This window comes from Leeuwenhoekiella polynyae, assembly GCF_004104075.1.
Classification (GTDB): domain Bacteria; phylum Bacteroidota; class Bacteroidia; order Flavobacteriales; family Flavobacteriaceae; genus Leeuwenhoekiella; species Leeuwenhoekiella polynyae.
Genome location: NZ_QOVK01000012.1, coordinates 88,370 through 114,492 on the forward strand (window position 1 = coordinate 88,370; position 26,123 = coordinate 114,492).

The 26,123-nt window shown below is 37.9% G+C and carries 16 protein-coding genes and 1 pseudogene; 14 read left to right on the forward strand and 3 right to left on the reverse strand.

Annotation, left to right across the window (positions count from 1 at the left end):
* Window positions 1-2: 2 nt before the first annotated feature.
* The gene (locus DSM02_RS13070; protein WP_128766067.1) at window positions 3-884 is read right to left on the reverse strand and encodes a sterol desaturase family protein; all 882 of its coding nucleotides are present in this window, start codon (window positions 882-884) and stop codon (window positions 3-5) included.
* Between the two features lie 184 nt (window positions 885-1,068).
* On the opposite strand from DSM02_RS13070, the gene DSM02_RS13075 reads away from it, so the two are divergent.
* Window positions 1,069-2,022: a lipid A-modifier LpxR family protein gene (locus DSM02_RS13075; RefSeq protein ID WP_128766068.1), complete on the forward strand. Its 954-nt coding sequence runs from the start codon at window positions 1,069-1,071 to the stop codon at window positions 2,020-2,022.
* Here the strand turns inward: DSM02_RS13075 and DSM02_RS13080 are convergent, their stop codons facing one another.
* On the reverse strand, window positions 2,023-3,738 hold the full coding sequence (locus DSM02_RS13080) for a SulP family inorganic anion transporter (protein ID WP_164918313.1): 1,716 nt from the start codon (window positions 3,736-3,738) through the stop codon (window positions 2,023-2,025).
* Between the two features lie 244 nt (window positions 3,739-3,982).
* Here DSM02_RS13080 and tilS point away from each other — a divergent pair, with 244 nt between their 5' ends.
* The 8 genes from tilS (at window position 3,983) to DSM02_RS13120 (ending at window position 17,288) form a co-directional block, all read left to right on the forward strand.
* Complete coding sequence (gene tilS, locus DSM02_RS13085) at window positions 3,983-5,296, forward strand: tRNA lysidine(34) synthetase TilS (RefSeq protein WP_128766069.1); 1,314 nt, start codon at window positions 3,983-3,985, stop codon at window positions 5,294-5,296.
* Window positions 5,289-7,301 (forward strand): protein-disulfide reductase DsbD family protein, encoded by a 2,013-nt coding sequence (locus DSM02_RS13090; RefSeq protein ID WP_128766070.1) that lies wholly within the window; start codon window positions 5,289-5,291, stop codon window positions 7,299-7,301. Before tilS ends, DSM02_RS13090 begins: the two co-directional genes overlap by 8 nt.
* A 113-nt stretch (window positions 7,302-7,414) precedes the next feature.
* Window positions 7,415-9,229 carry a CocE/NonD family hydrolase gene (locus tag DSM02_RS13095; protein WP_382403027.1) on the forward strand — a complete coding sequence of 605 codons (1,815 nt, stop codon included), beginning with the start codon at window positions 7,415-7,417 and terminating at the stop codon, window positions 9,227-9,229.
* A 9-nt stretch (window positions 9,230-9,238) separates the two neighbouring features.
* A complete protein-coding gene (locus DSM02_RS13100) occupies window positions 9,239-11,062 on the forward strand; it encodes a DUF885 domain-containing protein (protein WP_128766072.1) in 1,824 nt (607 codons plus the stop codon).
* Between the two features lie 204 nt (window positions 11,063-11,266).
* Window positions 11,267-11,485, forward strand: a complete 219-nt coding sequence (locus DSM02_RS13105; protein ID WP_128766073.1) for a hypothetical protein — start codon at window positions 11,267-11,269, stop codon at window positions 11,483-11,485.
* 330 nt (window positions 11,486-11,815) lie between these two features.
* Complete coding sequence (clcA, locus tag DSM02_RS13110; RefSeq protein WP_128766074.1) at window positions 11,816-13,168, forward strand: H(+)/Cl(-) exchange transporter ClcA; 1,353 nt, start codon at window positions 11,816-11,818, stop codon at window positions 13,166-13,168.
* A gap of 410 nt (window positions 13,169-13,578) precedes the next feature.
* A complete protein-coding gene (locus tag DSM02_RS13115; RefSeq protein WP_128766075.1) occupies window positions 13,579-15,408 on the forward strand; it encodes an alpha-amylase family glycosyl hydrolase in 1,830 nt (609 codons plus the stop codon).
* An 89-nt stretch (window positions 15,409-15,497) separates the two neighbouring features.
* The gene (locus tag DSM02_RS13120) at window positions 15,498-17,288 is read left to right on the forward strand and encodes an alpha-amylase family protein (RefSeq protein WP_128766076.1); all 1,791 of its coding nucleotides are present in this window, start codon (window positions 15,498-15,500) and stop codon (window positions 17,286-17,288) included.
* Here the strand turns inward: DSM02_RS13120 and DSM02_RS13125 are convergent.
* Entirely contained in the window at window positions 17,285-18,091 is an 807-nt protein-coding gene (locus tag DSM02_RS13125; protein ID WP_128766077.1) for an MIP/aquaporin family protein, read from the reverse strand. The two genes, DSM02_RS13120 and DSM02_RS13125, sit on opposite strands and share 4 nt — an antisense overlap.
* A gap of 237 nt (window positions 18,092-18,328) precedes the next feature.
* Here DSM02_RS13125 and DSM02_RS13130 point away from each other — a divergent pair, with 237 nt between their 5' ends.
* The 5 genes and pseudogenes from DSM02_RS13130 to DSM02_RS13150 all read left to right on the forward strand — a co-directional run bounded on the left by DSM02_RS13130 (window position 18,329) and on the right by DSM02_RS13150 (window position 25,892).
* Entirely contained in the window at window positions 18,329-20,023 is a 1,695-nt protein-coding gene (locus tag DSM02_RS13130) for an FAD/NAD(P)-binding protein (RefSeq protein ID WP_240674056.1), read from the forward strand.
* A 91-nt stretch (window positions 20,024-20,114) separates the two neighbouring features.
* Window positions 20,115-21,653: a YifB family Mg chelatase-like AAA ATPase gene (locus DSM02_RS13135; protein WP_128766079.1), complete on the forward strand. Its 1,539-nt coding sequence runs from the start codon at window positions 20,115-20,117 to the stop codon at window positions 21,651-21,653.
* A 129-nt stretch (window positions 21,654-21,782) separates the two neighbouring features.
* A complete protein-coding gene (locus DSM02_RS13140) occupies window positions 21,783-22,463 on the forward strand; it encodes a hypothetical protein (RefSeq protein ID WP_128766080.1) in 681 nt (226 codons plus the stop codon).
* A 174-nt stretch (window positions 22,464-22,637) separates the two neighbouring features.
* A pseudogene (locus tag DSM02_RS13145) lies at window positions 22,638-22,877 on the forward strand (magnesium chelatase subunit ChlI family protein); the annotation flags it as partial.
* 147 nt (window positions 22,878-23,024) lie between these two features.
* Window positions 23,025-25,892 carry a M16 family metallopeptidase gene (locus DSM02_RS13150; protein ID WP_128766082.1) on the forward strand — a complete coding sequence of 956 codons (2,868 nt, stop codon included), beginning with the start codon at window positions 23,025-23,027 and terminating at the stop codon, window positions 25,890-25,892.
* The last annotated feature ends 231 nt before the right edge of the window (window positions 25,893-26,123 follow it).

Sequence of the window (26,123 nt, forward strand, 5' to 3'; positions counted from 1 at the left end):
AATTAATTTTCTAGTTTACTTTTAAACGGAAAAATGACCTGTTCGCTAAAATCCTGAGGAAAGTTCTCATCACCTTCAAAACCTATTTCTATATTCTTTCCGCTCTGCGGAATATAAGCCGTACCGAAAAGATAATCCCAAATACTCAGGCTTAAACCAAAATTCATCCCGTATTTATGTTCAGGAGGTAGTTTCTTAGCATGATGCCAGATGTGCATACGCGGATTGTTAAACACGTAACCGAATGGGCCATAACTCCAATCAAGATTCGCGTGATTTAAATGCCCTACAAAAACGGTAAACATATGCACTATAAAAAATTGTTCAATCCCAAAACCGATCATCGCCAGTGGAATATATTGAATGCTTTTGTAAACCAGGGTTTCTACAAAATGAAACCGGAACTGCGCCGCAAAACCCATTTCTTTTACACTGTGATGTATTTGATGAAATTTCCACAGCCAGGGAACTCTGTGCAACATGCGGTGCACATTCCACTGTATAAAGTCGGCTATGATAAACATAATGACTAGCTGTGCCCAAACGGGAAAACTCTGAATCTCTACAGCTACCAGATTGTTGATTCCAAAGAGTTCCAGAAAGTCATTAAAAAGTTCAACTCCCACATTAGAAAGTGCATTGTAGCCGATAAGGGAAAATAGAAAAAAATTGAAAAGTATATAAAAAGCGTCTAGCCAAAAGCCCTTTCTTATAACGGGTTGTTTCTTTCGCCACGGAATTAATATCTCTAACGCAAAGACCAATAAAGATAAACCTAAGAGCCAATAGAAGTAGTTGGTCCATCCCGGGTTTGTGATCTCATCAATCAGATAATTAAAATATCCGGAAAATGAATCTTGAATAATCTTTAAATACTTTTCCACGTTGATTTGGTCGGTTTTCTATCTTTAAAATTACGAATTGTATACTTCGCTATGCTAATAAAGGCAACAGGTTAATTATCGCCAATAAATAATAGTATATAAGATCTTAATTCTTAAAAACAAGCTAAATGTATATTTCTAAAAAGCTTTTGTACAATTTTATAAAAGAAGTTAGCTTGCAAGAATGAAAAAACAGGCTGTTTTAGTCTTCTTACTTTTAAGTTTTTGCTTTTTAAAACTACAAGCGCAAGCCAAGCCTGTTTACCGTTATGAGGTTTTGGCAGGTCACGATAACGATTTTACCATTTTTGGGACACATACAGACTGGCATTACACTTACGGAATACATCTTGGAATGGGGTGGAGGCCCAATTCTGAAAATTTTATTTCTAAACTTTTTCCTGAAAAGAAAGCTTTTAGTCATCATATAGGTGCACATATACAGGCGTATACGCCAGATTACGCGCGTACCTATCAGATTGTAAAAACCAGACAACCTTATGCCGGTTGGGGATATTTTGATTTTACAACCAACTATGGTTTTAAGCGTTCTTTTTTTCAGTTGAAAATTGACCTGGGAATTCTGGGACCGGCGGTACAGGCAGGAGAAATACAGAATTTTATTCATGAATATTTTTCAAAAGATATCTTTGTGGATCAATGGGAGCAGCAAATTCCGAATCAATTTGGGTTCAATTTAAGAGCCAATTATGCCCAGGATATTTTTACTGAAAACTTGCTGAATATTTATGGAATAACCCGTGTTTCAGCTGGTAATATTTTCACATTTATTGAACCGGGGGTTTATTTTAGGTTCGGAAAATTTGAAACCATCTCAAAATCTGTCGCGCGCCAGCAAAGTCTTTTAGGTAACGGAAATACAGAGATTTTTCTTGAGGCCGGTTTCAATATGAATTTTTCAGTATTTAATGCAATTATTGAAAATGCGAACGCCTACGGTGAAAAAGTGGTTCCCCGAGATCTGGTAAATCACAGTATTCTCAACGGCCACGTGGGGTTATTTTTTGCAAAAAAGCGCTTCACAATGGGTCTAAAATGGAATTATACCGAAGGTGAAATAGAAGGCAATAAACCGCATCGGTTTGCAGTATTAGCCGGCACCTATAAATTCAATTGATTAATATTTTTGGCGAGAAACCCGGTCTTCAATTTCTGTTCTGGGGTGCACACCATCTACATATTCTACAGCTTCAACTACCCGAACAAATAAATTCTCTTGCCCCAGAAGGTCTACAACACCGGTTTTAAATAGTATATCACGCGTAGGACCTGTTGCCGCAGCAATCATCAAGGTTAATTCGCGTTGGCGTAATTCAAGAATGAGAAATTTTAAGATATAAATAGCGCTGCTGTCTATATAATTTATGGCTTCTGCATTGATGATTATTGTTTTGAGATCATAGCCTTTTGCCTTGATGTGACGTTTAAGTTGTTTGTAGAAATAATCTTTATTCCCAAAGAATAATTGTGCGTCAAAACGAACCACGAGGATGTCTTTTCTATCTATGATATCTGTTGCAAAACGGTTGATGTTTTTAAAATAAGTAGTTCCTTTAATTTGACCCAAAACAGCCATATGCGGTTTTGAAGTTCGGTAAACCATCAACAGTAACGAGAATAAAACACCCAGAATAATTCCTTCCTGAATACCCACAAACAGCGTGATAAAAAACGTAGCCATCAGTAAAAGGAACTCGTCTTTCTGATTTTTATAAAGTTCTTTAGGATATTTTAAATCAATCAAGCTTCGTATCGCAAGCATAATGATTGACGCCAAAATCGCATTAGGTAAATAGTAAAATACCGGTGTTAAAAAAAGCAGGGTCAATGCAACTAAAGTAGCGCTAATAAAAGCCGCAATACCCGTTTTTGCACCGGCCTGAAAGTTAACCGCCGTACGGCTAAAACCTGCTGTTGTAGGATAGCATTGAAAAAAAGAACCTAGAATATTTCCGGTTCCCAGCGCGATGAGTTCTTGATTGGCATTAATGTTATTAGACTTCAATTTTTCTTCTAAAGCTTTCCCTATTGAAACAACTTCCATAAAAGCAATTAAAGACATTGCGAGAGCAAGCGTAAATAGTTCGCCAAGACTCGTCCACGGAATATCTGGTATTTTAAAACCGGGAAGCCCTTCTGGTATTTTCCCGACTAATTTTAATCCGTAGTTTGTAATTGGTGTAAAATAAGCTAGCGCGATACCCAAGATAACTACGACTATCGCTGCTGGTATCTGACTATGAATGCGTTTTACGAGCAACATAATTCCTATGCCACTTAAGCCTACAAGCAAGGCCATAGGATTAATCGCATCGAGTTGATTAAATGTTTGTTGAAAGATCTGTAAAGTTTTGTTACTGGTCACGGTGATTCCCAGTAAATGCTTCAGCTGACTGATTCCTATAATTAAGGCCGCGGCAGAAGTAAAGCCACTAATCACAGGTTTTGATAAAAAATTAACCAAAAATCCCATCTTTAAAAACCCCAGCAAAACTTGTATAACCCCAATGAATAAGGCTAAAAATATAGCCATCGAGATGTACTCGTTTATTCCTGTTAGTGCAAGTGCTCCCAGGCCACTTGCGATCAATAAAGAATCCATTGCAACGGGGCCAATTGCCAGTTGGCGCGAGGTTCCCATTATCGCATAAATCACTTGCGGAATAAGCGCAGCATACAGCCCAAAAACCGGTGGTAAACCAGCAATCATTGCATATGCCATTCCCTGTGGGATCAACATAACCCCAACGGTTATTCCGGCAGAAATATCACCTGATAAATAACTTTTTTTATAGTTAGGCAACCAACTTAAAATGGGGAAATACCGTTTCAATAGCTTTTGTTTTGCGGTCAAATATACAGTCTTGATTCAAACTCAAAAGTAACTCAGGTTACTTAGGACTGATTTTAAAAATACAATAATTATCAAGCCGCTCATTTTAAAAACCTATGTGAATTTCTATTTTATGTATCATAAAGGCATTACAAACTCCACTCAAAGTCTGTGAACTCTTGGAGCCTAAAATTGTATATTTACGGCTTTAGCGGAAATTGGCTCCGCATTGTTTACACTACATATGATTACTGCTTTTAAAGAACACTTAGAAACCCATTTTTTTCAGCTTAAAAACAAGCGAGTCTTGTTAGCGGTAAGCGGAGGTATAGACAGTGTTGTTTTAGCGCATCTTTTCAGTAAAAGTGACTGGGATTTTGAGATTGCACATTGTAATTTTTCGCTACGCGGAAAAGAAAGCGATGCAGATGCTGTTTTTGTAGAACAATTAGCTGCAAACTTAAACGTGAGATTTCATATTCAAAAATTTGATACTGAAGCCTTCGCTAAAGCCGAAAAAGTTTCAACTCAAATGGCAGCTCGTGAATTGCGCTATACTTGGTTTGAAGAAGTTTGTAAAGAAAGCCAATTGAATTACGTAGTTACAGCCCATCACGCTAAAGATGATCTGGAGACTTTTTTAATTAATCTTAGCAGAGGTAGTGGTATAGAGGGGCTCACCGGTATGGATGCTCAAGGTGATTTTGTTGTAAGGCCTTTATTGCCTTTTAGCCGAGAGGAAATCGCCAAATACGCACAGGATCACAACATCAAATGGCGGGAAGACAGCAGTAATAATTCTGATAAATATCTACGGAATCATTTGAGACATCACGCGATCCCGGCATTAGAGGAGGCTGCACCACAGTTCCTAAGCCAGTTTAAAAAAAGTATGCAGCATTTGCAAGAATCGGCCAATCTTCTTGAAGATTATACTGCATTGTTATTCTCAAAGATCGTAACTCAATCTTTTAAAGGTTATGATCTCCATATTACGCAGCTTAAAGCAACTCCTAATACTAAAGCGGTATTATACCAACTTTTAAAGAATTTTGATTTTACAGCCTGGGACGATATTTATGAGTTATTAGATTCCCAACCCGGAAAGTACGTAGCTTCAAAAAACTACCGACTGATTAAAGATCGGGATGTGTTGATCTTAACCAAAAATACAGAACGAGAAAATTCAGTATATAAATTTGAAAGTGCACAACACGAATTGCAGTTACCCGATTTAAAGCTAAAAAAAGAAAGCGTACCCGATTTTAAACGACCAAATAGTAGTGAAGCTTATTTTGATCTCAATCTTTTAGAGTTTCCATTACTGATACGCAAGTGGGAGGAAGGTGATACTTTTTATCCATTTGGTATGAAGGGTAAAAAGAAACTGAGTAAGTTGTTTAAAGATTTAAAATATTCAACAATTCAAAAAGAAGCTGTTTGGCTTTTATGTTCTCAAGAAGATATTATCTGGGTAATAGGTGAACGCACCGATGACCGTTATAAAATAAATTCAACAACCTCTAATCTTGTAAAATTTACAGCAGAATATGATTAAATACCTATTACTATTAAGTGTTTTACTTTGTAATTTAATGAGCAATGCTCAAGGGTTTGGAGGCCCTAACAGTTCTATTGATCCTGTGCTGTGGAGCGCTCAAGTAGAAGCTGGTGAAGCTGATAGCTATACACTCGTTTTAAAAGGACAAATAGATCCAGAATGGCATGTGTATTCCCAGTTTACAGATCCTGATGGTTCGTTGCCTTTAGAGCTAGAATATTTAAAAGCAGGTGAGGCTTACACATTAGAAGGTCCTACTGTAGAAAGTGAGACAGAGACTGTTTACAGCGATATCTTTGAGGTTGATGAAACTTTTTTCAGTAATGCTATGAGTCTGACTCAAAAGATTAAAGTGTCTGACAAAAGCGTAAATTTTGTTAAACTGATACTTAAATATCAGGTTTGTAAAGAGGTTTGTATCAATGAAGAACGCTATGTGATTTTTGATCTAAATAAGGGAGATGGAAAAATTTTAACCGATTTTAATACGTTTCAATCTTATGGAGAAATTCAGGAAAAGGTTGAAGAAAAAGTAGCAGAGATCAAACCGGCTGCAGAAGTAGTAAAAGAAGAAGAAAAGCAAGACCTGTGGACAATCTTCTTTCTCGCGTTTGCATCTGGGTTTTTAGCTTTATTGACACCATGCGTGTTTCCTATGATCCCTATGACGGTTAGCTTTTTTACAAAACAAAGTAAAAACCTTGCTGTAGGACGCAGAAATGCCATTTTATATGGAATTTTTATTGTTGTAATTTATGTCCTTTTAGGAACCCTTGTAACTGGTGTTTTTGGCGCAGATGCCCTAAATGCTTTGTCTACAAATGTTTGGTTCAATATCATTTTCTTTATTCTACTTGTGGTATTTGCCATTTCATTTTTTGGGGCTTTTGAAATTATGTTACCCAACTCCTGGGCAAATGCAGTAGATCGCAAGGCAGATCGTGGAGGTATTATTGGGATTTTCTTTATGGCGCTGGCACTTGCAATTGTTTCTTTTAGTTGTACAGGACCCATTGTAGGAACACTTCTAGTACAAGCAGCTGCAGAAGGTGGTCTGGCTCCAATTTTAGGAATGCTGGGCTTTTCATTGGCAATCGCTATCCCGTTTGCATTATTTGCGTTGTTTCCCGGTTTGATGAATTCGTTACCCAAATCCGGAGGCTGGTTGAACTCGGTTAAAGTGGTTTTAGGATTCTTAGAACTTGCACTGGCTTTTAAATTTTTATCTAACGCAGACCTTGTTTTGCAAGCTCATTTCTTAGAACGCGAAGTCTTTTTAGCAATCTGGATCGCTATTTTTGGAGCTTTAGCATTATACCTATTCGGTAAAATAAGAACTTCACACGATACACCTGTAGATCGTATTTCTTCGGGGAGAATGGTTTTTGGAGTTTTTGTTTTGGCATTCACAATTTATTTAATTCCCGGACTTTGGGGAGCGCCACTTAAATTGATTAGTGGTTTTCCTCCACCTATGAATTACAGTGAGTCGCCTTTTGGTGTAGGATATATGAAAGGTGGTTCTGCAGGTACTGCTTCAGAATTACCGGAGGAAGCAGAATACGGTCCGTATCAATTGATAACTTTTACAAATTATGATGCCGGTATGGCTTTCGCAAAAGCCGAAAATAAACCCGTGCTTTTGGATTTTACGGGTAAAGCATGTGTTAATTGTCGTAAGATGGAAGAACGCGTTTGGGGTGAACCGCAGATTTTAGGTAAACTTCAAAACGATGTTGTGCTTATTTCACTTTATGTAGATTTGAAAGAAGCGTTGCCAGAAGCTGAGCAATACGTAAGCGAAACTACCGGAAAACGTGTACAAACAATAGGGAATAAATGGAGCGATTTTCAGATTAAAAACTATAAAATCAATGCTCAACCGTATTATGTATTACTGGATGCAGATGAGAACGAACTTAATCAGCCTGTAGGATATACACCAGATGTAGATGAATTTGAAGCCTGGTTAACAGAAGGTATAAGCAACTTTAAAAATTAGTTACGTTGATGCAACGCTGCAAGAACTAGAAATGAAATCAATTTTAAATTCGATAACCGAATATTAATTTAATAACCCTCTAAATGAAAAACCTTAAAAGATGCATTGTCCTAATGCTATTATTTGTTGTTTGTTCTATACAGGCGCAGACTGAAGACTATGTAAGAGCACATTACGACAAGAAAGAAGTAATGATAGAAATGCGTGATGGTGTCTCTTTGCATACCACTATTTATTCTCCAAAAGATAAAACTCAGGAGTATCCTATTTTAATGATGCGTACGCCATACAGTTGTGCACCTTATGGAGAAGATAATTTTAAGGGTAGAATAGGACCTAACCAGTTTATGGTTGAAGAGGGAAATATTTTTGTACAGCAGGATGTGCGGGGTCGCTGGAATAGCGAGGGCGTTTATGATAATATGCGCGCTTATATTCCTAATAAAAAAGGAAAACAAGTTGACGAGGCTAGCGACACCTATGACACGATTGACTGGTTGGTTAAAAACATAGCTAATAATAACGGAAATGTAGGAACCTGGGGAATCTCATATCCTGGTTTTTATGCAACCTATTCCTTATTAAGCGAGCATCCGGCATTAAAGGCAGTTTCTCCACAAGCGTGTATTTCAGATTTCTTTTTTGATGATTTCCATCATAATGGCGCATTTTTAGAAAGCTACTGGAGAGCCATTTCTCTTTTTGGTTATATGAAAGACAAGCCGGTGACCAAGCCGTGGTATGCATTTCCTGATTTGCCTAGTGAAGATCAATATCAGTTTTTTTTAGATGAAGGTCCGTTGACTAATCTTGATGCGTATTATAAAGAAGATAACGTGTTCTGGCAGCAAATAAAAGATCATCCCAATTATGATGAATTTTGGAGAAGCCGTGGTATTATTCAGCATTTAAAAGATATCAAACCAGCAGTGATGGTTGTAGGTGGCTTATTTGATGCAGAAGATTTATACGGTCCCTTCAATACTTACAGAAAGATAGAAGAGACCAGCGACAACTATAATATTTTAGTTTATGGACCTTGGAGTCATGGTGATTGGGCGCGTTCTAGTGAGCGTCAAGCGATAGGAAATGTATATTTTGGAGACCATCTTTCTAGAGATTTTCAAAAGGATTATGAGACTAAGTTTTTTAATCATTTTCTAAAAAATAATGGTAAGGGTGACATTGATTTCCCAGAAGCGTCAATGTATGACAGTGGCTCTCGAGAATGGGATAGCTATGCACAATGGCCACCAAAAGCTGCGGAAACTAAAACTTTTTATTTAGTCGAAAACCAAATGCTTACCGAAACAGCTTCGGCTGATTATGCAACTACATTTGTAAGTGATCCCTCTAAACCGGTTCCGTATTCAGAAGATATAAAAATGGTGTTTACACCTAGAAAATATATGACCGATGATCAGCGTTTTGCTGCCAGAAGACCAGACGTTTTAGTTTATGAAACCGAAGCTTTAAATGAAGATATGACTCTAAGCGGAGAAATACTGGCAAAACTGCAAGTGGCTACAACAGGCACTGCTGCAGACTGGGTCGTAAAAGTGATCGATGTATATCCTCCTGATGCTGAAGATTATCCAGAAACTCAAAAGTATCTTAAAATGGGGAATTACCATATGATGGTGCGTAGTGAAGTAATGCGTGGTCGTTTTAGAGAAAGTTTCAGTGAACCTAAAGCCTTTGAGGCTAACAAGAAAACCGAAGTTGATCTAACCCTTCAAGGTGTGAATCACACGTTTTTAAAAGGACATAAACTTCAGATACAGATTCAAAGCACGTGGTTTCCATTGATAGATCGTAATCCGCAGACTTTTGTTCCTAATATCTATAAAGCAAAAGCAGAAGATTTTACAAAACAAACACATACGGTTTTTGGAGATTCAGAAATTCAGTTTAGCGTTTTAAAATAGAATGATTTTATGAAAATAGTATCCCGTTTACTCCTGTTTACATGTTTGATACTGGTAATTTCATGCAATACCAAAAAAACTGATACGTATACTGAAGCTGAGATTGCATCTTCTAGTGCAGCACTTAATGCGTGGTTTGATGAGCAGTTTGATGCTGATGTAGCGCTATCGCCACAATGGCAAACCAGTTTAGGGTTTAAAACTAATTACGGTAAATGGGATGATATTGCTTCAGATCAAATGGCCGAAGAACTGGATCGTGCAAAAGAGCGTCTGCGCTATTTAAATAATGAGGTTAGTGTTGAAGCGCTTGATACAGTTACCGCAATCAGTTATAACTTATACAAACTGAATCTGGAGCATACCATAGAGGATTATGAATACCGATTTTACAATTATCCGGTGAATCAGATGTTTGGTTTGCACGCGAGTGTACCGGCATTTTTAATCAATAAACACCGTATAGACAGCATTAGTGATGCTAAAGCGTATATTGAACGTATTAGAGGCGTGAAGCCTTTATTTAAGGAACTTCAGAATCAGTTAAGCATTCGCGAAACCAATCAGATTGTTCCTCCTAAATTTGTTTTGGATCGGGTTCTGGATGACAGTAAAAACATTCTAAAGGGAAGACCATTTGAAAAATCTACAGAGCAAATGCCCATTCTGGCCGATTTTCAGTCTAAAATTGAAAAATTAAAGTTGGATGATGAGACTCAGAATATGCTGATCAAAGAAGCTTCTGAAGCTCTAATAGACAGTTTAAAACCTGCGTATGAAGCGTTGGTTGCTTTCGTAGATAATCAAAAGATTAGAGCCACTACAGATGATGGCGCTTGGAAGTTTCCTCGCGGTGATCAGTACTATGCTATTGCTTTAAACAGGTCTACAACTACACATATGAGCGCAGCAGCGATTCATCAGTTGGGCTTAGACGAAGTTGCTCGTATTCATGGCGAAATGGAAACGATTAAGAAAAATGTAGGTTTTGAAGGTAGCTTACAGGATTTCTTTGAGTTTATGCGAAGTGATGAGCAATTCTATTATGAAGATTCTGATGCTGGAAGAGCAGCGTATATGAAGCAGGCAAAAGCAATTATTGATGCGATGCGTGGTCGTCTTGATGAATTATTTATCACCAAGCCTAAGGCTGAAATTGTTGTAAAGCGCGTGGAGGCATTTAGAGAGAAAAGTGCCGGTAAAGCCTTTTACAATTCGCCAGCTTCAGATGGATCACGCCCGGGTATTTATTATGCAAATCTTTATGACATTAAAGCTATGCCTAACTATCAGATGCAAGCTTTAGCATATCATGAGGGAATTCCTGGCCATCACATGCAATTGGCAATAGCTCAGGAACTAGATAGCTTGCCGAAGTTTAGAAAATTTGGCGGTTACACGCCGTATATAGAAGGTTGGGGCTTGTATTGTGAGTATTTACCTAAAGAAATGGGAGCTTATAAAGATCCCTATGCCGACTTTGGACGACTTGCAATGGAATTATGGCGTGCCTGCAGACTAGTTGTTGATACCGGTATTCATGCTAAAAAATGGACTCGTGAAGAAGGTATTGCATACTATAAAGAAAATACTCCTAATGCTGAGAGTGACTGTATCAAAATGGTAGAGCGTCATATAGTGATGCCGGGCCAGGCAACTGCTTATAAAATAGGAATGAATAAAATTCTTGAATTGAGAGCAAAAGCTGAAAAAGAACTTGGCGAAAGCTTCGACGTTCGTAAATTTCATGAGGTCATACTCGGTCAGGGAGCGTTACCCCTTGCCGTTTTAGAAGATCGCGTGATTGAATATATTGCAGCTTCTAAGGAGTAGGAAAAGATACATTTTCAAATAAGTCTAAAAGCAGGTCCTGTTGACCTGCTTTTTTTTATGGCCAAATCCACAGGCTAAACACGATTTAAACAATAGAAGATTCTTCTAATAAAAAAGGGAATTGATTTACCCTACGCATCTGCTCTGAATGCCGGTTAAAATCAGTAGTTTTGAGGTTTAAATTTCCAAACGCCTGAATCCGGTTTGATCTATATTAGAATTTTATTTGTTGCGCTGGTGCTATTTGAATTGCGCTATAAAAAATTCAAATCAACACAAGAATTGATTTTTTGGGTCGCGCTCGTGGGTATTTTTAGTTGGTTTGGCTATATTATTTTCCTGTTATTTAGAAAACGTATACTGGTGCGCAGAGATCGTTTTAATCTGGAACTGAAGAAGCCTAAAGAGAATCAGTTGGAGTAGGTTAGGGGTCTGGTTATGTATGTAGTAAGGAAATTTAATTGATTAGTTAAAAGTGCTAGCCCGAGCGTTTAATTATTGTTTTTACCAAGTTAGTGTATAGCAATTACCTTTCTTTCGATATTTTCTGTAATTTCGTTTCTTCCAATTCGATTTCAGTGATAGCTCTATCTCCGTATTTTAATCGTTGCTTAGACTTTTATTTTTAAAAGGTTTGAATAGCTCTTGATGCTGTACTTTCGCATATTGTACAGGTAAGATGCTATCGCTTTAATTGGAAACTGAAAAAACTCAAATCAATGAGATTAGGGGGATGTAAAAAAGTAATGACCGGTGAAGCTTAATCTTAAAAACCCCGTTAAACGTGCAGCCTTTAATAAGCAATTTCATATTGCTAATACCGAAAATTACCGGCTTTTAGTGCTCGCTTTTGGTATTGGGAGTATTGTGGGAATATTAGGATCAGGCTTTAGACTTACGCTAGGGTATCTGGAAAATTATCGTAACGTTATACAGATAAGTGCACAAGCCGGAAACCTGGTACACATTTGTTTTATAGTATTAGGTGCTATATGTGCTATTGCTTTATCCCTGTATTTAATCAAAAAGTACGCTCCTGAAGCTTCTGGTAGCGGAATACAAGAAATTGAAGGTGCTTTAGATAATGTGAGACCTGTTCGTTGGAAGCGGGTAATTCCCATAAAATTTATCGCTTCTATATTGAGTTTGGGAAGTGGTCTTTTATTAGGCAGAGAAGGGCCTACTATTCAAATAGGCGCGAATATAGGCAGAATGGTCAAAGACCTGACCCAACAACCTGATGTTGAAGATAATTCGCTTATTTCAGCTGGAGCTTCAGCAGGACTTTCTGTGGCTTTTAATGCACCCTTATCCGGTATCCTATTTGTGATTGAGGAAATGCACGAACATTTTAAATTCACTTTTTTTTCGGTTGCAACTATAATGATAGGAGCGGGAACAGGAGATTTTGTAAGTCGCTTGATTTTAGGAGATAATCCAGAGTTTATGCTTCAATCCTTTGCTGCTCCACTTTTAAAAGAGTACTGGTTATTTAGTGTATTAGGAGTTGTTTTTGGTGTTATCGGACTGGTTTTTAATAAAATGCTGATCGCAGGTATGAATTTTGTGCAGCATTATCTAAAGTCTAGAATACTACCCGTTGCGCTAATCTCTGGATTGTTGATTGCAGGAGTAGGCATTTTAAATCCTCAATTAATAGGTGGTGGCTATGATTTAATAAATTCAGTTTTTACAGATAGCCCGGGTTTTGTCGTTTTGTTTTTCTTATTTAGCGTACGTTTTCTACTGTCTATATTTAGTTATAGTACAGGTACTGCAGGTGGGATATTTCTTCCGCTATTAACACTGGGCGCATTACTGGGAATGCTTATGGGTATTTGTTTTAATACGCTGTTTCCTGATTTGGGCATTAACCCTTTGAGTTTCGCTATTGCGGGTATGGCAGCTATTTTTGCAGCAACCATACGAGCACCGTTAACCGGTTTAGTTCTGGCAGTAGAAATGACAGCAAATTATGGGATGATGCTTCCCCTAATCATAACGAGCGTTTCTGCTTCGATAATTACCGTTTTAGTAGGAAATGAACCATTATATGCCACGTTGTTAAGAAGAATTTTAACGAATAAGGGAGCAGCTAAGCTATAAATCAATGGCCAGGGAAAGGTGTAAAAAAAGAAAAACACCTTGCTCGCGCAAAGTGCCTTTCACCCCTAAATTGTCAATGACATTGTAAATCTACAAAATAATTTTACAATTCATTATGTTAATTTTATACTAAATCGTTTTAAGATTTTTCAATTTCTTAGAAACTATCTAAAAAAGAAAAACACCCTGCTCACGCAGAGTGCCTTTCACCCCTAAATCATTAATACGTTTAAAATATAATTCCCCTAATAATTAGAAATTAAACGGTATCAATCATTGATTAATACAAGATAAAATTACCTATAAACTTCTATGTTACAAAGGGGAAAAACACCCGTTTTACACCTAATTTGATTTAATCGTTTTAGTTTGCTATACGTAAATGTTGATGTATCTTGAGAACGTTTATAATGAATAACCTGAAGCATTTGAAAGCAAGTCATGTTTTAAAACGAGTTGAGCCCCCGCACTGGTGGGCTGGTATGTACATAAAAAAGTTCCAATTGCTTTTTTATGGGGACCATATTTCAGAATATACTATTACTTGTTCATCTGACCTGAATATACTACAGGTCGAGAAGACTCAAAATTCTAATTATCTTTTCGTGACCCTTGATACTTCAGAAATTCAAGCAGGAATGTATTCTTTTAGCTTTCAAAAAGAGAATCTTCCTGAATTTACAATTTCCTATGCGTTTAAATCAAGAGTTGAAGATTCAGCAAACAGAACAAGTTTTGATAGTTCTGATGTATTTTACCTTTTGATGCCAGACCGTTTTGCTCATGCAAACCCGTTGATCAATTCAGTTAAGCAACTTTCTGAAAAAGCTAATCCATACGATCTTAATGGAAGACACGGTGGAGATATTCTGGGAATAATTAATAATCTCGATTATTTAAAAGATTTGGGAATAACCACGTTGTGGTGCACACCTTTGTGCGAAAACAACAGCGCCACTGGTTCCTATCACGGGTATGCACAAACAGATCTTTATAAAATAGATGCACGTCTGGGGACTTTAGCAGATTATAAGAAGCTTTCTCGTGAGCTTCACAAGCGAAATATGAGATTGGTGATTGACTATGTGATTAATCATTGGGGAAGTGAGCACTGGCTTATTAAAGATTTACCTAATGAAGGTTGGCTAAACCAATGGGAGCATTTTACCAATACTACTCACAAAACGACAACGCTTATTGATATGAATGCATCGGTATTTGATAAGGATCAGCATGAAAAAGGCTGGTTTGTATCTACAATGCCAGATCTCAATCAGCAAAATCCTTTAGTATTGAATTACCTCATTCAGAATGCGATCTGGTGGATAGAAGAAGCAGGTTTAGACGGAGTCCGAGTGGATACCTTTACTTATAGTGATAAAGAAGCGGCTGTAAAATGGCTGCAAGCCATTAAAGCGGAATACCCTAACCTCAACATTGCAGGTGAAGTATGGCTGCATAATTCAGCTCAGCTTGCTTATTGGCAAAAAGACAGTAAAATAGGCCAGATGGCAAATTATAATTCTCAATTGCCATGTCTCACAGATTTTCCGTTACACAACGCGCTTCAGGATATTTTTTATGCAAAACATAAAAAAGTAAAAGGCTTAGAGAGTTTATACGAGACTTTTGTAAATGACTTTTTTTATCCCAGTCCGCAAAATTTGATGCGTTTTATAGAAAATCACGATACACAGCGTTTTAATACGCAAAGTGGTGGCGATCTCAATGCTTATAAACTGGCATTGACTGTTATTTGCACTACTAGGGGAATACCGCAGTTATATTACGGTAGCGAGATCGGGATGCAGGGCGATAAGAGTAATGGAGATGGCGACATACGGCACGAATTTCCCGGCGGTTGGAAGAAGCATAAGCAAAATGCTTTTTTGCCTTTAACAGTTAAAAATGGCCGCAGTGCCTACCAAGAACGTTTTCATGCATTTACTAAAAAACTTTTAAATTGGCGGAAAGATAAACCAGTAGTTCATTACGGTAAATTTTTACATTTTGTTCCTGTAGATAATGTATATGTTTATTTTAGGTATTTAGGGGAAGAAAAACGGGTTATGGTAATTATAAATAACGCGAAGACTAAAAAAATACTAGCATTACAAAAATTTGCAGAAGGTTTAAACGGCAGCAAAGCAGGAAACGAGATTTTATCTAACCAAATATTGGATTTGTCAACAAAATTATCTGTACCCGCCAGAACTCCATATATTATAGAACTAACCTAATATGGTAAAAACAAATACTTTTTTATACCGCATTAACGCTTAGTTTAACCGCTTGTAAAAATCAAACAAGCGAAGAACCAATATCAACTATGAAAACTGAAAACACCCCAAAAAAAGAAGTTGTTTATCATGTATTTACGCGCCTATTCGGAAACACCAATACAACAAATAAACCCTGGGGAACGCTAGAAGAAAATGGGGTGGGTAAGTTTAACGACTTCACGGCTAAAGCCTTAAAATCAATAAAAGATCTCGGAGTTACCTCTGTGTGGTATACCGGGGTACCCCATCACGCAGTTATCACAGATTATACAGAATTTGGTATTTCTAATGATGACCCTGACGTGGTAAAAGGCCGTGCAGGATCGCCTTATGCAGTTAAAGATTATTATCAGGTAGATCCTGATATGGCTGTTAATCCTGCAAAACGCTTGCAAGAATTTGAAGCTTTGATCAAACGCACTCACAAAAACGGATTGAAAGTAATCATCGATATTGTACCCAATCACGTTGCGAGAAAGTATGAAAGTCTGAATACTCCAAAAGGTAGTTTTGTTTTTGGAACAACAGATAATGATAAGGTTGCCTATGCAAAGGACAATAACTTTTATTACATTCCCGGTGAGGATTTTAAAGTTCCACAATGGCAAAATGGGTATCAACCTCTAGGCGGTGAAAAGAATCCGCTAGCAAATGGAAAATTAAATGAATCGCCAGCAAAATGGACAGGCAACGGTAGCCGGGCTGCACAACCGGATCAGAACGATTGGTATGAGACGGTAAAAATCAATTACGGGATTAGTCCTGATGGTCATAAAGATTTTGAGGAGTTACCTGCAGACTGTGGGCACTGGGATTTTGAGCAGCATGCAAATTTCTGGAAAGACAAAGAAGTTCCTGCTTCCTGGATACAATTTAAAGATATCGCCTTATTCTGGACGAAAAAGGGTGTAGATGGTTTCCGTTTTGATATGGCAGAAATGGTTCCGGTTGAATTCTGGAGTTATATGAATTCAGCAATAAAAATGAAAAATCCAGATACGTTTTTGATGGCTGAAGTTTACAATCCGTCATTATACAGAGATTATATTTTTAAAGGAAAGATGGATTATCTCTATGATAAAGTAGAATTGTATGATACCATAAAACATGTTATGCAAGGTCATGGCAGTACAGATCATTTTGCTCCAATTATTGAGCATCAGCGAGATATAGAGATCAATATGTTGCACTTTTTAGAGAATCATGATGAGCAGCGTATTGCAAGTCCGGATTTTGCAGGCAATGCCGAAAAAGGAAAACCCGCAATGGTAGTTTCGGCTTTAATTAGTAAATCACCGGTTATGGTCTATTTTGGCCAGGAATTAGGAGAACCTGCTGAAGAAGATCTGGGTTTTGGAGATCCTACCCGAACTTCTATTTTTGATTATGGCAGTGTTCCTTCAGTTGTGAGATGGGTAAATGATAAAAAGTTTGATGGCGGAACGTCTACCGATGACGAACTAAAGCTGCGTGATTTTTACAAGCGCCTCTTGAATTTTAGTCTAGAAAATTCTGCTGTGATGGGATACTATGCAGATATTCATTGGTACAACAGGCAACATACAGAATGGTATAATGATCGGGTGCACTCTTTTGTACGTTGGTCTGAAACTGATAAATTAATTGTGGTTACCAATTTTGATGCGAACGATACATTTGGGTTTGAATTGCAGGTTCCACAGCATATTATTGAAATCTGGGGATTAGTTGATGGTGATTATAATGTACTTGATCAACTTTATGAAAAACAAACCGGTAATTTGAAAGTAGAGAATGGTTTAGGAAAAATTCGTGTGGATATAAAACCTCTAGAATCTTTTGTTTATAAATTAAACTAGAGCTGTTGGCTTGCTTTATCGTGCATTGCCGGTTCTACGATTTTAGTAAAAAAGAGTCCGGCAATCACGGCACCTACACTAGGCGCGAGAATATAAACCCAGAAAAATCCGCCTACTTGATCGGGGAAAGCAGCGCTTCCCCAGCCCATCATCCAGGCGACTAATCTGGGACCAAAATCCCGTGCAGGATTAATTCCGCATTGGGTTAAGGGTGCAAGTAAGCAAATGATTATTGAAACTGTAATACCTATAAAAACAGGTGCCATTGTGTGATGCGGCCTGCCTACATTGCTTCCTTCAGTAAACCCAAAAATAAACAGCAACAGTAAAAAAGTACCAAAACCTTCTGCAAAAATGGCCAGGGGTAAACTCACAACAGCAGTGCTACCGGCCTGTGTGTAGAATTCGCCAAACATTTTTGCCGTAGCTACACTTTCAGGAGTTCCGCGTAGAATTTCGTTTGTACTTTCAAAAGCAACAATAGATGGATTAAAGAGGAGATAGAGTAAAAGTCCGGCACAAAATGCACCTAAGAATTGCGCTAAAATATAAGGAACTAATTTTTCGACAGGCATCCGCTTACTTGCAATCATAGCCACGGTTACAGCCGGATTGAGATGCGCATTAGAAAGATGACGGGTAAGATAGATAGCCAGCGTTACAGCAATTCCCCAGGCAAGCGCAATTTGTAAAATACTTTGATACCCATCAAATAAAATAGTCACCGCTACAGAACCAATACCAAAAAGTACCATTACAAACGTACCCAATAGCTCACCTAAAAACTCTCGTTTTTTAATCATAAAAAGTTTATTCTAAACGAGCTAAGATATTAAACCTTAGCAAAATTGACACTCTTTGATTTATTAATTAAATGTTGTTATTCTAAAAGCTTAGTTTTATGATAATCTTAATAGGTTTGAATCCAGGGTTTAGCGGCTGAGATCGCTGTGAATTGTACCTTTACAAAACGTATTTACCCAATAAAAAATATCTGAATTTATATCTTGTCAAAACTTTATAAAATTGCAATCGTAGGCGTGGGACCGAGAGGACTAGCCGCTCTTGAGAGTCTTTATCTCGCAAAGAAAAACTCTAATTCAAGCAAAAAGTTGAAAGTTGTTTTATTTGAAGCTTCTGCATATCCTGGGGCTGGACAGATCTGGACTCCCAACCAAGTTGAGACCAATTTATCTAATATTCACGAGCGTAATTTGTCTAATAATTTAGCAGGAAGAGAGGCTTTATATTTTGATGATGTTTTTATTCCGGAGTTTCCCAGTTATAAAAATTGGTTAACCACCACTGATGATGACTATTCTGAAAAAGATGTTTTTCCTTCAAGAGCAAAACTTGGTAGTTATTTGAATGAGCGATTTAATACGTTTAGAGAAGCTTTAATAGGTTCTGATTTGGTCGATTTTTACCAGAAAGAGGTTACTAAAATTGAACCATCAGAAACCGGGTGTCTTGTTTATACTAAGGATGATCAACAGATTGAAGTGGATGAAGCTGTTTTAACCATTGGTCATCAGCCAACCTATGATTCAAAACAATTGACAACCTGGGGAAAACACGCAGAAGAAAATAATCTAAAATTATATGAAGATCCTTACCCTGTAGGAGCCTTAGAAACCGATTCAATTTCTGCCGAAACCACTGTCGCTTTACGCGGTTTTGGTTTATCTATGGTAGATCAGGTAAGAGCCTTGAGTATTGGTTTTGGGGGAGTTTTTAAAGAAAAAAAAGATTCCATTAAGTGGGAATATATTCCTTCTGAAAAAGCCCCTAAGCACTTAGTCGTTTTCTCTTTAAATGGGTTGCCGCCTGCACCAAAACCTGTAAGTGCAACTATAGATAATTGGTTTAAACCGAATGAACAAGAAAAACAGTCTTTTATACGTGCTATTGAAAAAGCCGAACAACGTGCAGCATCTATAAAAGATGCTTCCTTTTTGATTGAAGCACTTGCAGAAATGGCGGCTTCAGTTTATCTAAGAATGTCTGTGCATAGCAGAAAACATAAACTTTCCCATCAAGAATTATCACAACTGACAATACAGTTGATTAAAGATCCAGATACGGCTCACGATCTCATTTTAAAGCATGATTTACCGGCACTGGAAGCCATGGAGCATTTGCTGCAAATGGCTTTTGGTAAGACGGCTATTAGTCTTGATTACTGTTTAGGACAAGTCTGGCGGTTTGCTTTAGGAATTTTATACCACGATTATACGTATTTAAATTTACCAGATGCGGCAATGGTTGATGTTGTAAACTATATAGAGGCGAGTAAACGCTACTCTTATGGACCGCCCGTGAAAAGTTTACAACAATTAATGGCATTGGTAGAAGCCGGTGTTCTCAATCTCGATTTTGTAAACAACCCGACAATTACACCTGTTGAAAACGGATGGAAATTGGAGAAAAATAACCAATCTATCATCACTCAGGTTATGGTAAACTCAGTAATAGATGCGCCCCAACTCGTTGCTGTTTCTAGCCCGTTGATTCAAAATTTGCTTGAAGATAAGCGCGTTGACCCTGTGAGTTATAAACTGGGGTTGCACACGCTTGAAGATGGAAGTATCATTAGCAAAAACGGAAATAGTCATCAGCATATTTCTCTTTTAGGCCGTCTGGCTAAAGGAAGTATTATAGGAGTTGATGATTTGATAGAATGCTTCGGAAAACCCGCTCATAAATGGGCAGATTCTCTAATTGAACGTTTATAATTTAAAATTTTGTAATCCTCTAAAAATGAAGGGTATAATTTTTTAGGAAGTGGAAATAATATTGTTTCTTTAAAATTCCAACTTAGAAATTATGCTTACAAAGGTTTATGGCTCAGCAGTTTTTGGCGTTGAAGCATCTACGATTACTATCGAAGTAAATATTGACAAAGGTATTGGTTATCATCTTGTAGGATTGCCTGATAATGCGATTCGGGAAAGCAATTACCGTATTGCCGCCGCACTTCAAAACAACGGTTTTAAAATTCCCGGAAAGAAAATTACGCTCAATATGGCTCCTGCAGATTTACGCAAGGAGGGAAGTGCGTACGATCTCACACTTGCTATTGGCATTTTAGCAGCCAGCGGACAAATTAAGGCTGAGAATCTGGATGAGTATATCATTATGGGCGAACTCTCTCTAGATGGGAGTCTGCAGCCTATTCGGGGCGCTTTGCCCATAGCAATAAAAGCTCAGGAAGAAGGTTTTAAAAAATTTCTATTACCCAGTCAGAATGCACGAGAAGCCGCAATTGTAAAAGACCTGGAAGTTTACGCGATTGATAGTATTGCACAAGTCATTGATCACTTTGATAAGGATACAGTACTCGAGCGTACGATTGTAGATACGCGAACTGAATTTTTCAATGCCTTAGAGCATCCGGAGTTTGATTTTGCAGATGTAAAAGGTCAGGAATCCATCAAACGCTGTATGGAAATCGCCGCTGCCGGTGGTCATAATATCATTTTAATAGGTCCTCCTGGCGCAGGAAAAACCATGCTGGCGAAACGCCTGCCTTCCATCTTACCACCTATGACGTTGCGAGAAGCGCTGGAGACTACTAAAATTCACAGTGTTTCCGGGCGTATGCGGGAACATGTGGGATTGATGGCACAACGACCATTCCGAAGTCCGCATCACACGATTTCAGACGTCGCGTTAGTTGGCGGCGGTGCTTATCCACAGCCGGGAGAAATTTCACTGGCTCATAATGGCGTATTGTTTTTAGATGAGTTGCCGGAGTTTAAGCGTACCGTGCTTGAAGTGATGCGTCAGCCGTTGGAAGACCGGGAAGTAACCATCTCAAGAGCCAAATTTACCGTGACCTATCCCAGTAGTTTTATGCTGGTCGCTAGTATGAACCCCAGCCCCGGAGGCTATTTTAACGACCCCGGTGCTCCCGTGACCAGTACTCCCGCAGAAATGCAACGGTATCTGAGTAAAGTTTCCGGTCCGTTATTAGATCGTATAGATATTCACATAGAAGTTACACCTGTTCCGTTTGAAAAATTGTCTGATGAGCGCAAAGCGGAAAGCAGCATTGCAATACGCAAACGCGTGACCGAAGCCCGCAAATTGCAAACTGAACGTTTCCGAGAAAGCGAAAACATTCATTATAATGCACAAATGAGCGTAAAACAAATAAGAAAGCATTGTGCATTAGATTCTGGTTCTAAAGAGCTGTTGAAAAACGCTATGGAAAAACTGAACCTTTCCGCAAGAGCGTATGATCGTATTTTAAAAGTATCCAGAACAATAGCAGATCTGGAAGCTTCCCCTCAAATAGAATCACACCACATTACCGAAGCGATTCAATATAGAAGCCTGGATCGTGAGGGTTGGTTGGGGTGAAAGCTAAATCGCTTGTTTACAGTTTGTTAGTTTTAAAAGATGAGGATTCATAAAATTATTGTTAAAACTTTTTTTGATATTGTTAACGATTTTTGCCATTATTGTTAAATATTCTTAAAAATCATAACAATGAATCGAGATGCTCAACTGGCTTTTTGTAAAAAATGTACCAACCGCGAAATGAACTTGAAAGAAGGTTTACTTTGCGGAATCACCAATCAAAAAGCATCTTTTGACAGTACGTGTATGGATTTTAAAGAAGATTCTTCTGTAAAAATTGTTGCTCACGAAACAGAAGGCTTAGAGCTAAGTCAGGTAATAGAAAAACTTTCTGAAGAAGATTTAAATTATGTAAAAAGTCAGGAGAATTTAATTCCGGCGGTCATATGCGGTGCAATAGCAGGCTTAATAGGTGCTATTTTATGGGGAATGATCACGGTAGTTACAGATTTTCAAATAGGCTATATGGCTGTTGCTATTGGTGCAGGGGTTGGTTACACTATTAGATTAGTTGGTAAAGGTGTAAGTCAGATATTTGGTTTTTGGGGTGGAGCGATTGCTTTTGTTTCAGTTGTTTTAGGGAACATCTTTAGCATTATGGGGGTGATTGCAAATGCTCAGGATATCAGCCTTCTTGAAACGATGTTATATTTAGATTACACTTATCTTCCAGAATTGATGTCAGAAACGTTTAGTCCTATTGATTTGCTTTTTTATGGTATTGCTATTTACGAAGGTTATAAGTTTTCATTTCGCGTTCTTACCCAAGAGGAATTAGAGAAAATGAGAATTGAAAATTCTAATCAATAAATATCGAATTACTACTAGATTCCTTTTGTTTTAAGTTAGACAGGCACTTTTCACTTTTTTTTGTAACGTGTTATTGTAGGTTGTAAGACACTCAATTATATCTTTTCATTGCGTTGAAACTAATTTTGAAACTCAGTTATATCATCCATATTATAAGGAAGAACTAGATCCCGCATTGATTATAATGCACCAATGAGCGTAAAACAAATCAGAAACTATTGTGCTTTAGACTCTGTTTCTAAAGAGCTGTTGAAAAGCGCTGAAAAACTTAATCTTTCCGCAAGAGTGTATGATCGTATTTTAAAAGTATCCAGAACAATAGCAGATCTGAAAACTTCATCTCAAATAGAATCACACTACATTACCGAAGCAATTCAATATAGAAGCTTAGATCGTGAGGGTTGGTTTCGATGAATAAACTTGTTCTTTTAATGAATGTGCATTAAAATTCAAAAATCATTAAATAAACCCTAATAGTTTTGTAACTTTTAGACTTTAAATGCGTCTTTTTTAAAAGTTTTAAGAACGTATTCACCATTTATTAATCAAAAATTAAGATCAATGATCAACACAAAATGGACTCCGGTGGCACTGATGCTGTCGTTATTTGTGGCAACGCTGGTTTCTTGTGAAGATAAGGAAGCCGATAAAGATGTCGCAGATGCAAAACTATCTATCGACTATGAAAAGTATGAACTTGAAAACGGTTTGAATGTCGTACTTCATCAAGACAAGAGTGATCCTATTGTTTCTGTAGCTATTCAGTATGGCGTAGGGTCAAATCGCGAGAAAAAGGGACGTACCGGCTTTGCACACTTGTTTGAGCACATGCTTTTTCAGGAATCTGAGCATGTTCCGCAAGATCAATTCTTTAAAACCATTCAGGATGTAGGTGGTACGTTAAATGGCGGTACCTGGCAAGATGGTACTGTTTATTACGAAGTTGTACCTAATAATTCGCTTGAGACTGTTCTTTGGTTAGAATCAGATCGTATGGGGTTCCTGATCAATACGGTTACAGCATCTGCTTTTGCTAATCAACAAGAAGTGGTTCAGAATGAAAAACGGCAGCGTGTAGATAACAATCCTTACGGGCATACGAGTTGGGTAATTGACAAGAATTTATTTCCTGATGGGCACCCTTACAGCTGGCAGGTAATTGGTGAACTTGAAGATCTTCAGAATGCGACCGTAGCAGATGTAAAGGAGTTTTACGATAAATTTTACGGTCCTAATAATGCTACTCTGGTTATTGCCGGGGACTTTGAAGAAGGAAAAGCTAAAGAACTTGTAGAAAAGTATTTTGGTGAAATTAAGAAACGCCAGGAGGTTGCACCTTTAGCCGTTATGAATGTGACGCTTGATGAAACCAAGCGTCTGTATCACGAAGATAATTTTGCTACAGCGCCTCAACTCAATATGGTATGGCCTACCGTGGAGCAGTATACAGATGATGCGTATGCATTAGATTTTTTAGGTGAAATTCTTTCTGACGGAAAAAATGCACCGCTTTACCGCGTTCTGGTTGAAGATATGGAGTTGGCCTCAGAGCCTTATGCGTGGAATGGTTCTGATCAGATCGCGGGAAAATTTAGAATTTCGGTCACTGCAAATTCTGGTGTAGATTTAGACAGTGTAGAAACCGGTATTACTAAGGCATTTGCACTTTTTGAAGAAGAAGGGGTAAAAGAATCGGATATTGAACGTATAAAAGCAGGTCTAGAAACCGATTTTTATAACGGAATAAGCAGCGTTTTGGGTAAATCTTTCCAGCTGGCACAATATGATGTATTTACCGATGATCCGGGTTTTATTGAGAAGGATATCGAAAACATTAAAGCAGTTACTGCAGAGGATGTAACGCGCGTTTATGATAAGTACATTAAAGGAAAACCTTTTATATTAACCAGTTTTGTACCTAAAGGTCAAGTAGAATTGATTGCTGAAAATTCAGAAAAAGCAGAAGTTGTAGAAGAGGAAATCACAGAAAATGTTGAAACGGAGGTTGTAGATGCTGATGTAGAGATCGAAAAAACACCTTCTAAATTTGATCGTTCTGTAGCGCCTGAAATGGGTGAGACTCCAAAATTAAACATTCCGGATTCCTGGACAGCTAACTTGCCCAATGAGATGGAAGTTTATGGTATTGTTCAGGATGAGCTGCCACTGGTAAACTTTAGTCTGGTCATAGATGGGGGTCATTTACTAGATGACCTTAGTAAAAATGGTGTTGCAAATCTAATGAGCGACATGATGATGGAGGGTACAGCGACAAAAACACCTCTTGAGCTTGAAGAAGCAATAGATCGTCTTGGAGCAAGTATTAACATGTACACAACAGATGAATCTTTAGTTTTAAGAGGAAATACCCTTGCTCGTAATTTTGATGCAACAATGGCACTGGTACAAGAGATCTTATTAGAACCACGCTGGGATGAAAAAGAATTTGCACGTATCAAAACCAGCACAATTAATGGAATCAAACGTTCTGACGCAAATCCTAATGTGATTGCAAACCGGGTTTATAATAAAATGCTTTATGGTGAGAATCATCCGCTTGCACAGCCTACTTCAGGTACGGTTGAGTCTGTAGAAGCGATTACTATTCAGGATCTAAAAGACTACTATACTAAATATATTTCACCATCTGTGAGTCGTTTCCATGTAGTGGGAGATGTTTTAGAAAGTCAGGCGCTAGCTGCTTTAGACGGATTGAAAGAAAATTGGGAAGCAAAAGAAGTTAGAATTCCTGAGTTCCCTATTAAGAACGATCGTGATAAAGCATCTTTATATTTTGTAGATGTTCCTAACGCAAAACAATCTGTTATCAATATTGGTTACATAGCGATGCCGCGTACTGATGAAGATTTCTATCCTGCTGAAGTAATGAATTATAAACTAGGAGGTTCTTTTAGTGGTAATGTGAATTTGGTTTTACGTGAAGAAAAAGGATATACCTACGGGGCGCGTTCCGGGTTTAGCGGAACAAAAATTCCAGGTACGTTTACTGCTTCTTCGAGTGTAAGAACCAATACTACGGGCGAATCTGTTTCGATCTTTAAAGATGAAATAGCTAACTATAAAGCGGGGATTTCTGAAGAGGATTTGGCATTTACTAAGAATGCGTTAATCAAATCAAATGCAAGGCGCTTTGAAACACAAGGTTCATTATTGGGAATGCTTCAGGAGCGTAGTGCTTACGGTCTTGATCCTAATTACATCGCTGAAGAAGAAGCGACGATTAATAATATGACTTTAGAACAACACAAAGAGTTGGCTAACAAATATCTTGATGAGTCTAAAATGGCATATTTGGTTGTAGGTGATGCGGCAACGCAGTATCAGCAGTTTAAAGATATGGGCTTTGATGAAGTGATGCTGTTAGACAAAGATGGAAATGAAGTAAGGCTTGAGGAAATCAAGAAGTAATAATCTCCAAGATAATTCATTTGAAACCCCAAAGGTTCGCTAGAATCTTTGGGGTTTCTTATTTAATGGATGTTAGGTAATACTAAGACTTTGATGATTGTATGATCTTAATTATTTTATTGGCGCCGCCAAAGGGTTTAATACCCCGAGGCTTGCCTCGAAATTGAAAATTTGTTTCTAACGAATGCCTCGTGGGCCTGCCTTTGTCGGCAGACAGGCTTGCCCCGAGGT

Coding starts and splice junctions, on each gene's coding strand:
- DSM02_RS13075 (WP_128766068.1), top strand. CDS start 1,069: ATGAAAAAACAGGCTGTTTTAGTCTTCTTACTTTTAAGTTTTTGCTTT.
- tilS (WP_128766069.1), top strand. CDS start 3,983: ATGATTACTGCTTTTAAAGAACACTTAGAAACCCATTTTTTTCAGCTT.
- DSM02_RS13090 (WP_128766070.1), top strand. CDS start 5,289: ATGATTAAATACCTATTACTATTAAGTGTTTTACTTTGTAATTTAATG.
- DSM02_RS13095 (WP_382403027.1), top strand. CDS start 7,415: ATGCTATTATTTGTTGTTTGTTCTATACAGGCGCAGACTGAAGACTAT.
- DSM02_RS13100 (WP_128766072.1), top strand. CDS start 9,239: ATGAAAATAGTATCCCGTTTACTCCTGTTTACATGTTTGATACTGGTA.
- DSM02_RS13115 (WP_128766075.1), top strand. CDS start 13,579: ATGAATAACCTGAAGCATTTGAAAGCAAGTCATGTTTTAAAACGAGTT.
- DSM02_RS13120 (WP_128766076.1), top strand. CDS start 15,498: ATGAAAACTGAAAACACCCCAAAAAAAGAAGTTGTTTATCATGTATTT.
- DSM02_RS13125 (WP_128766077.1), bottom strand. CDS start 18,091: ATGATTAAAAAACGAGAGTTTTTAGGTGAGCTATTGGGTACGTTTGTA.
- DSM02_RS13135 (WP_128766079.1), top strand. CDS start 20,115: ATGCTTACAAAGGTTTATGGCTCAGCAGTTTTTGGCGTTGAAGCATCT.
- DSM02_RS13140 (WP_128766080.1), top strand. CDS start 21,783: ATGAATCGAGATGCTCAACTGGCTTTTTGTAAAAAATGTACCAACCGC.
- DSM02_RS13150 (WP_128766082.1), top strand. CDS start 23,025: ATGATCAACACAAAATGGACTCCGGTGGCACTGATGCTGTCGTTATTT.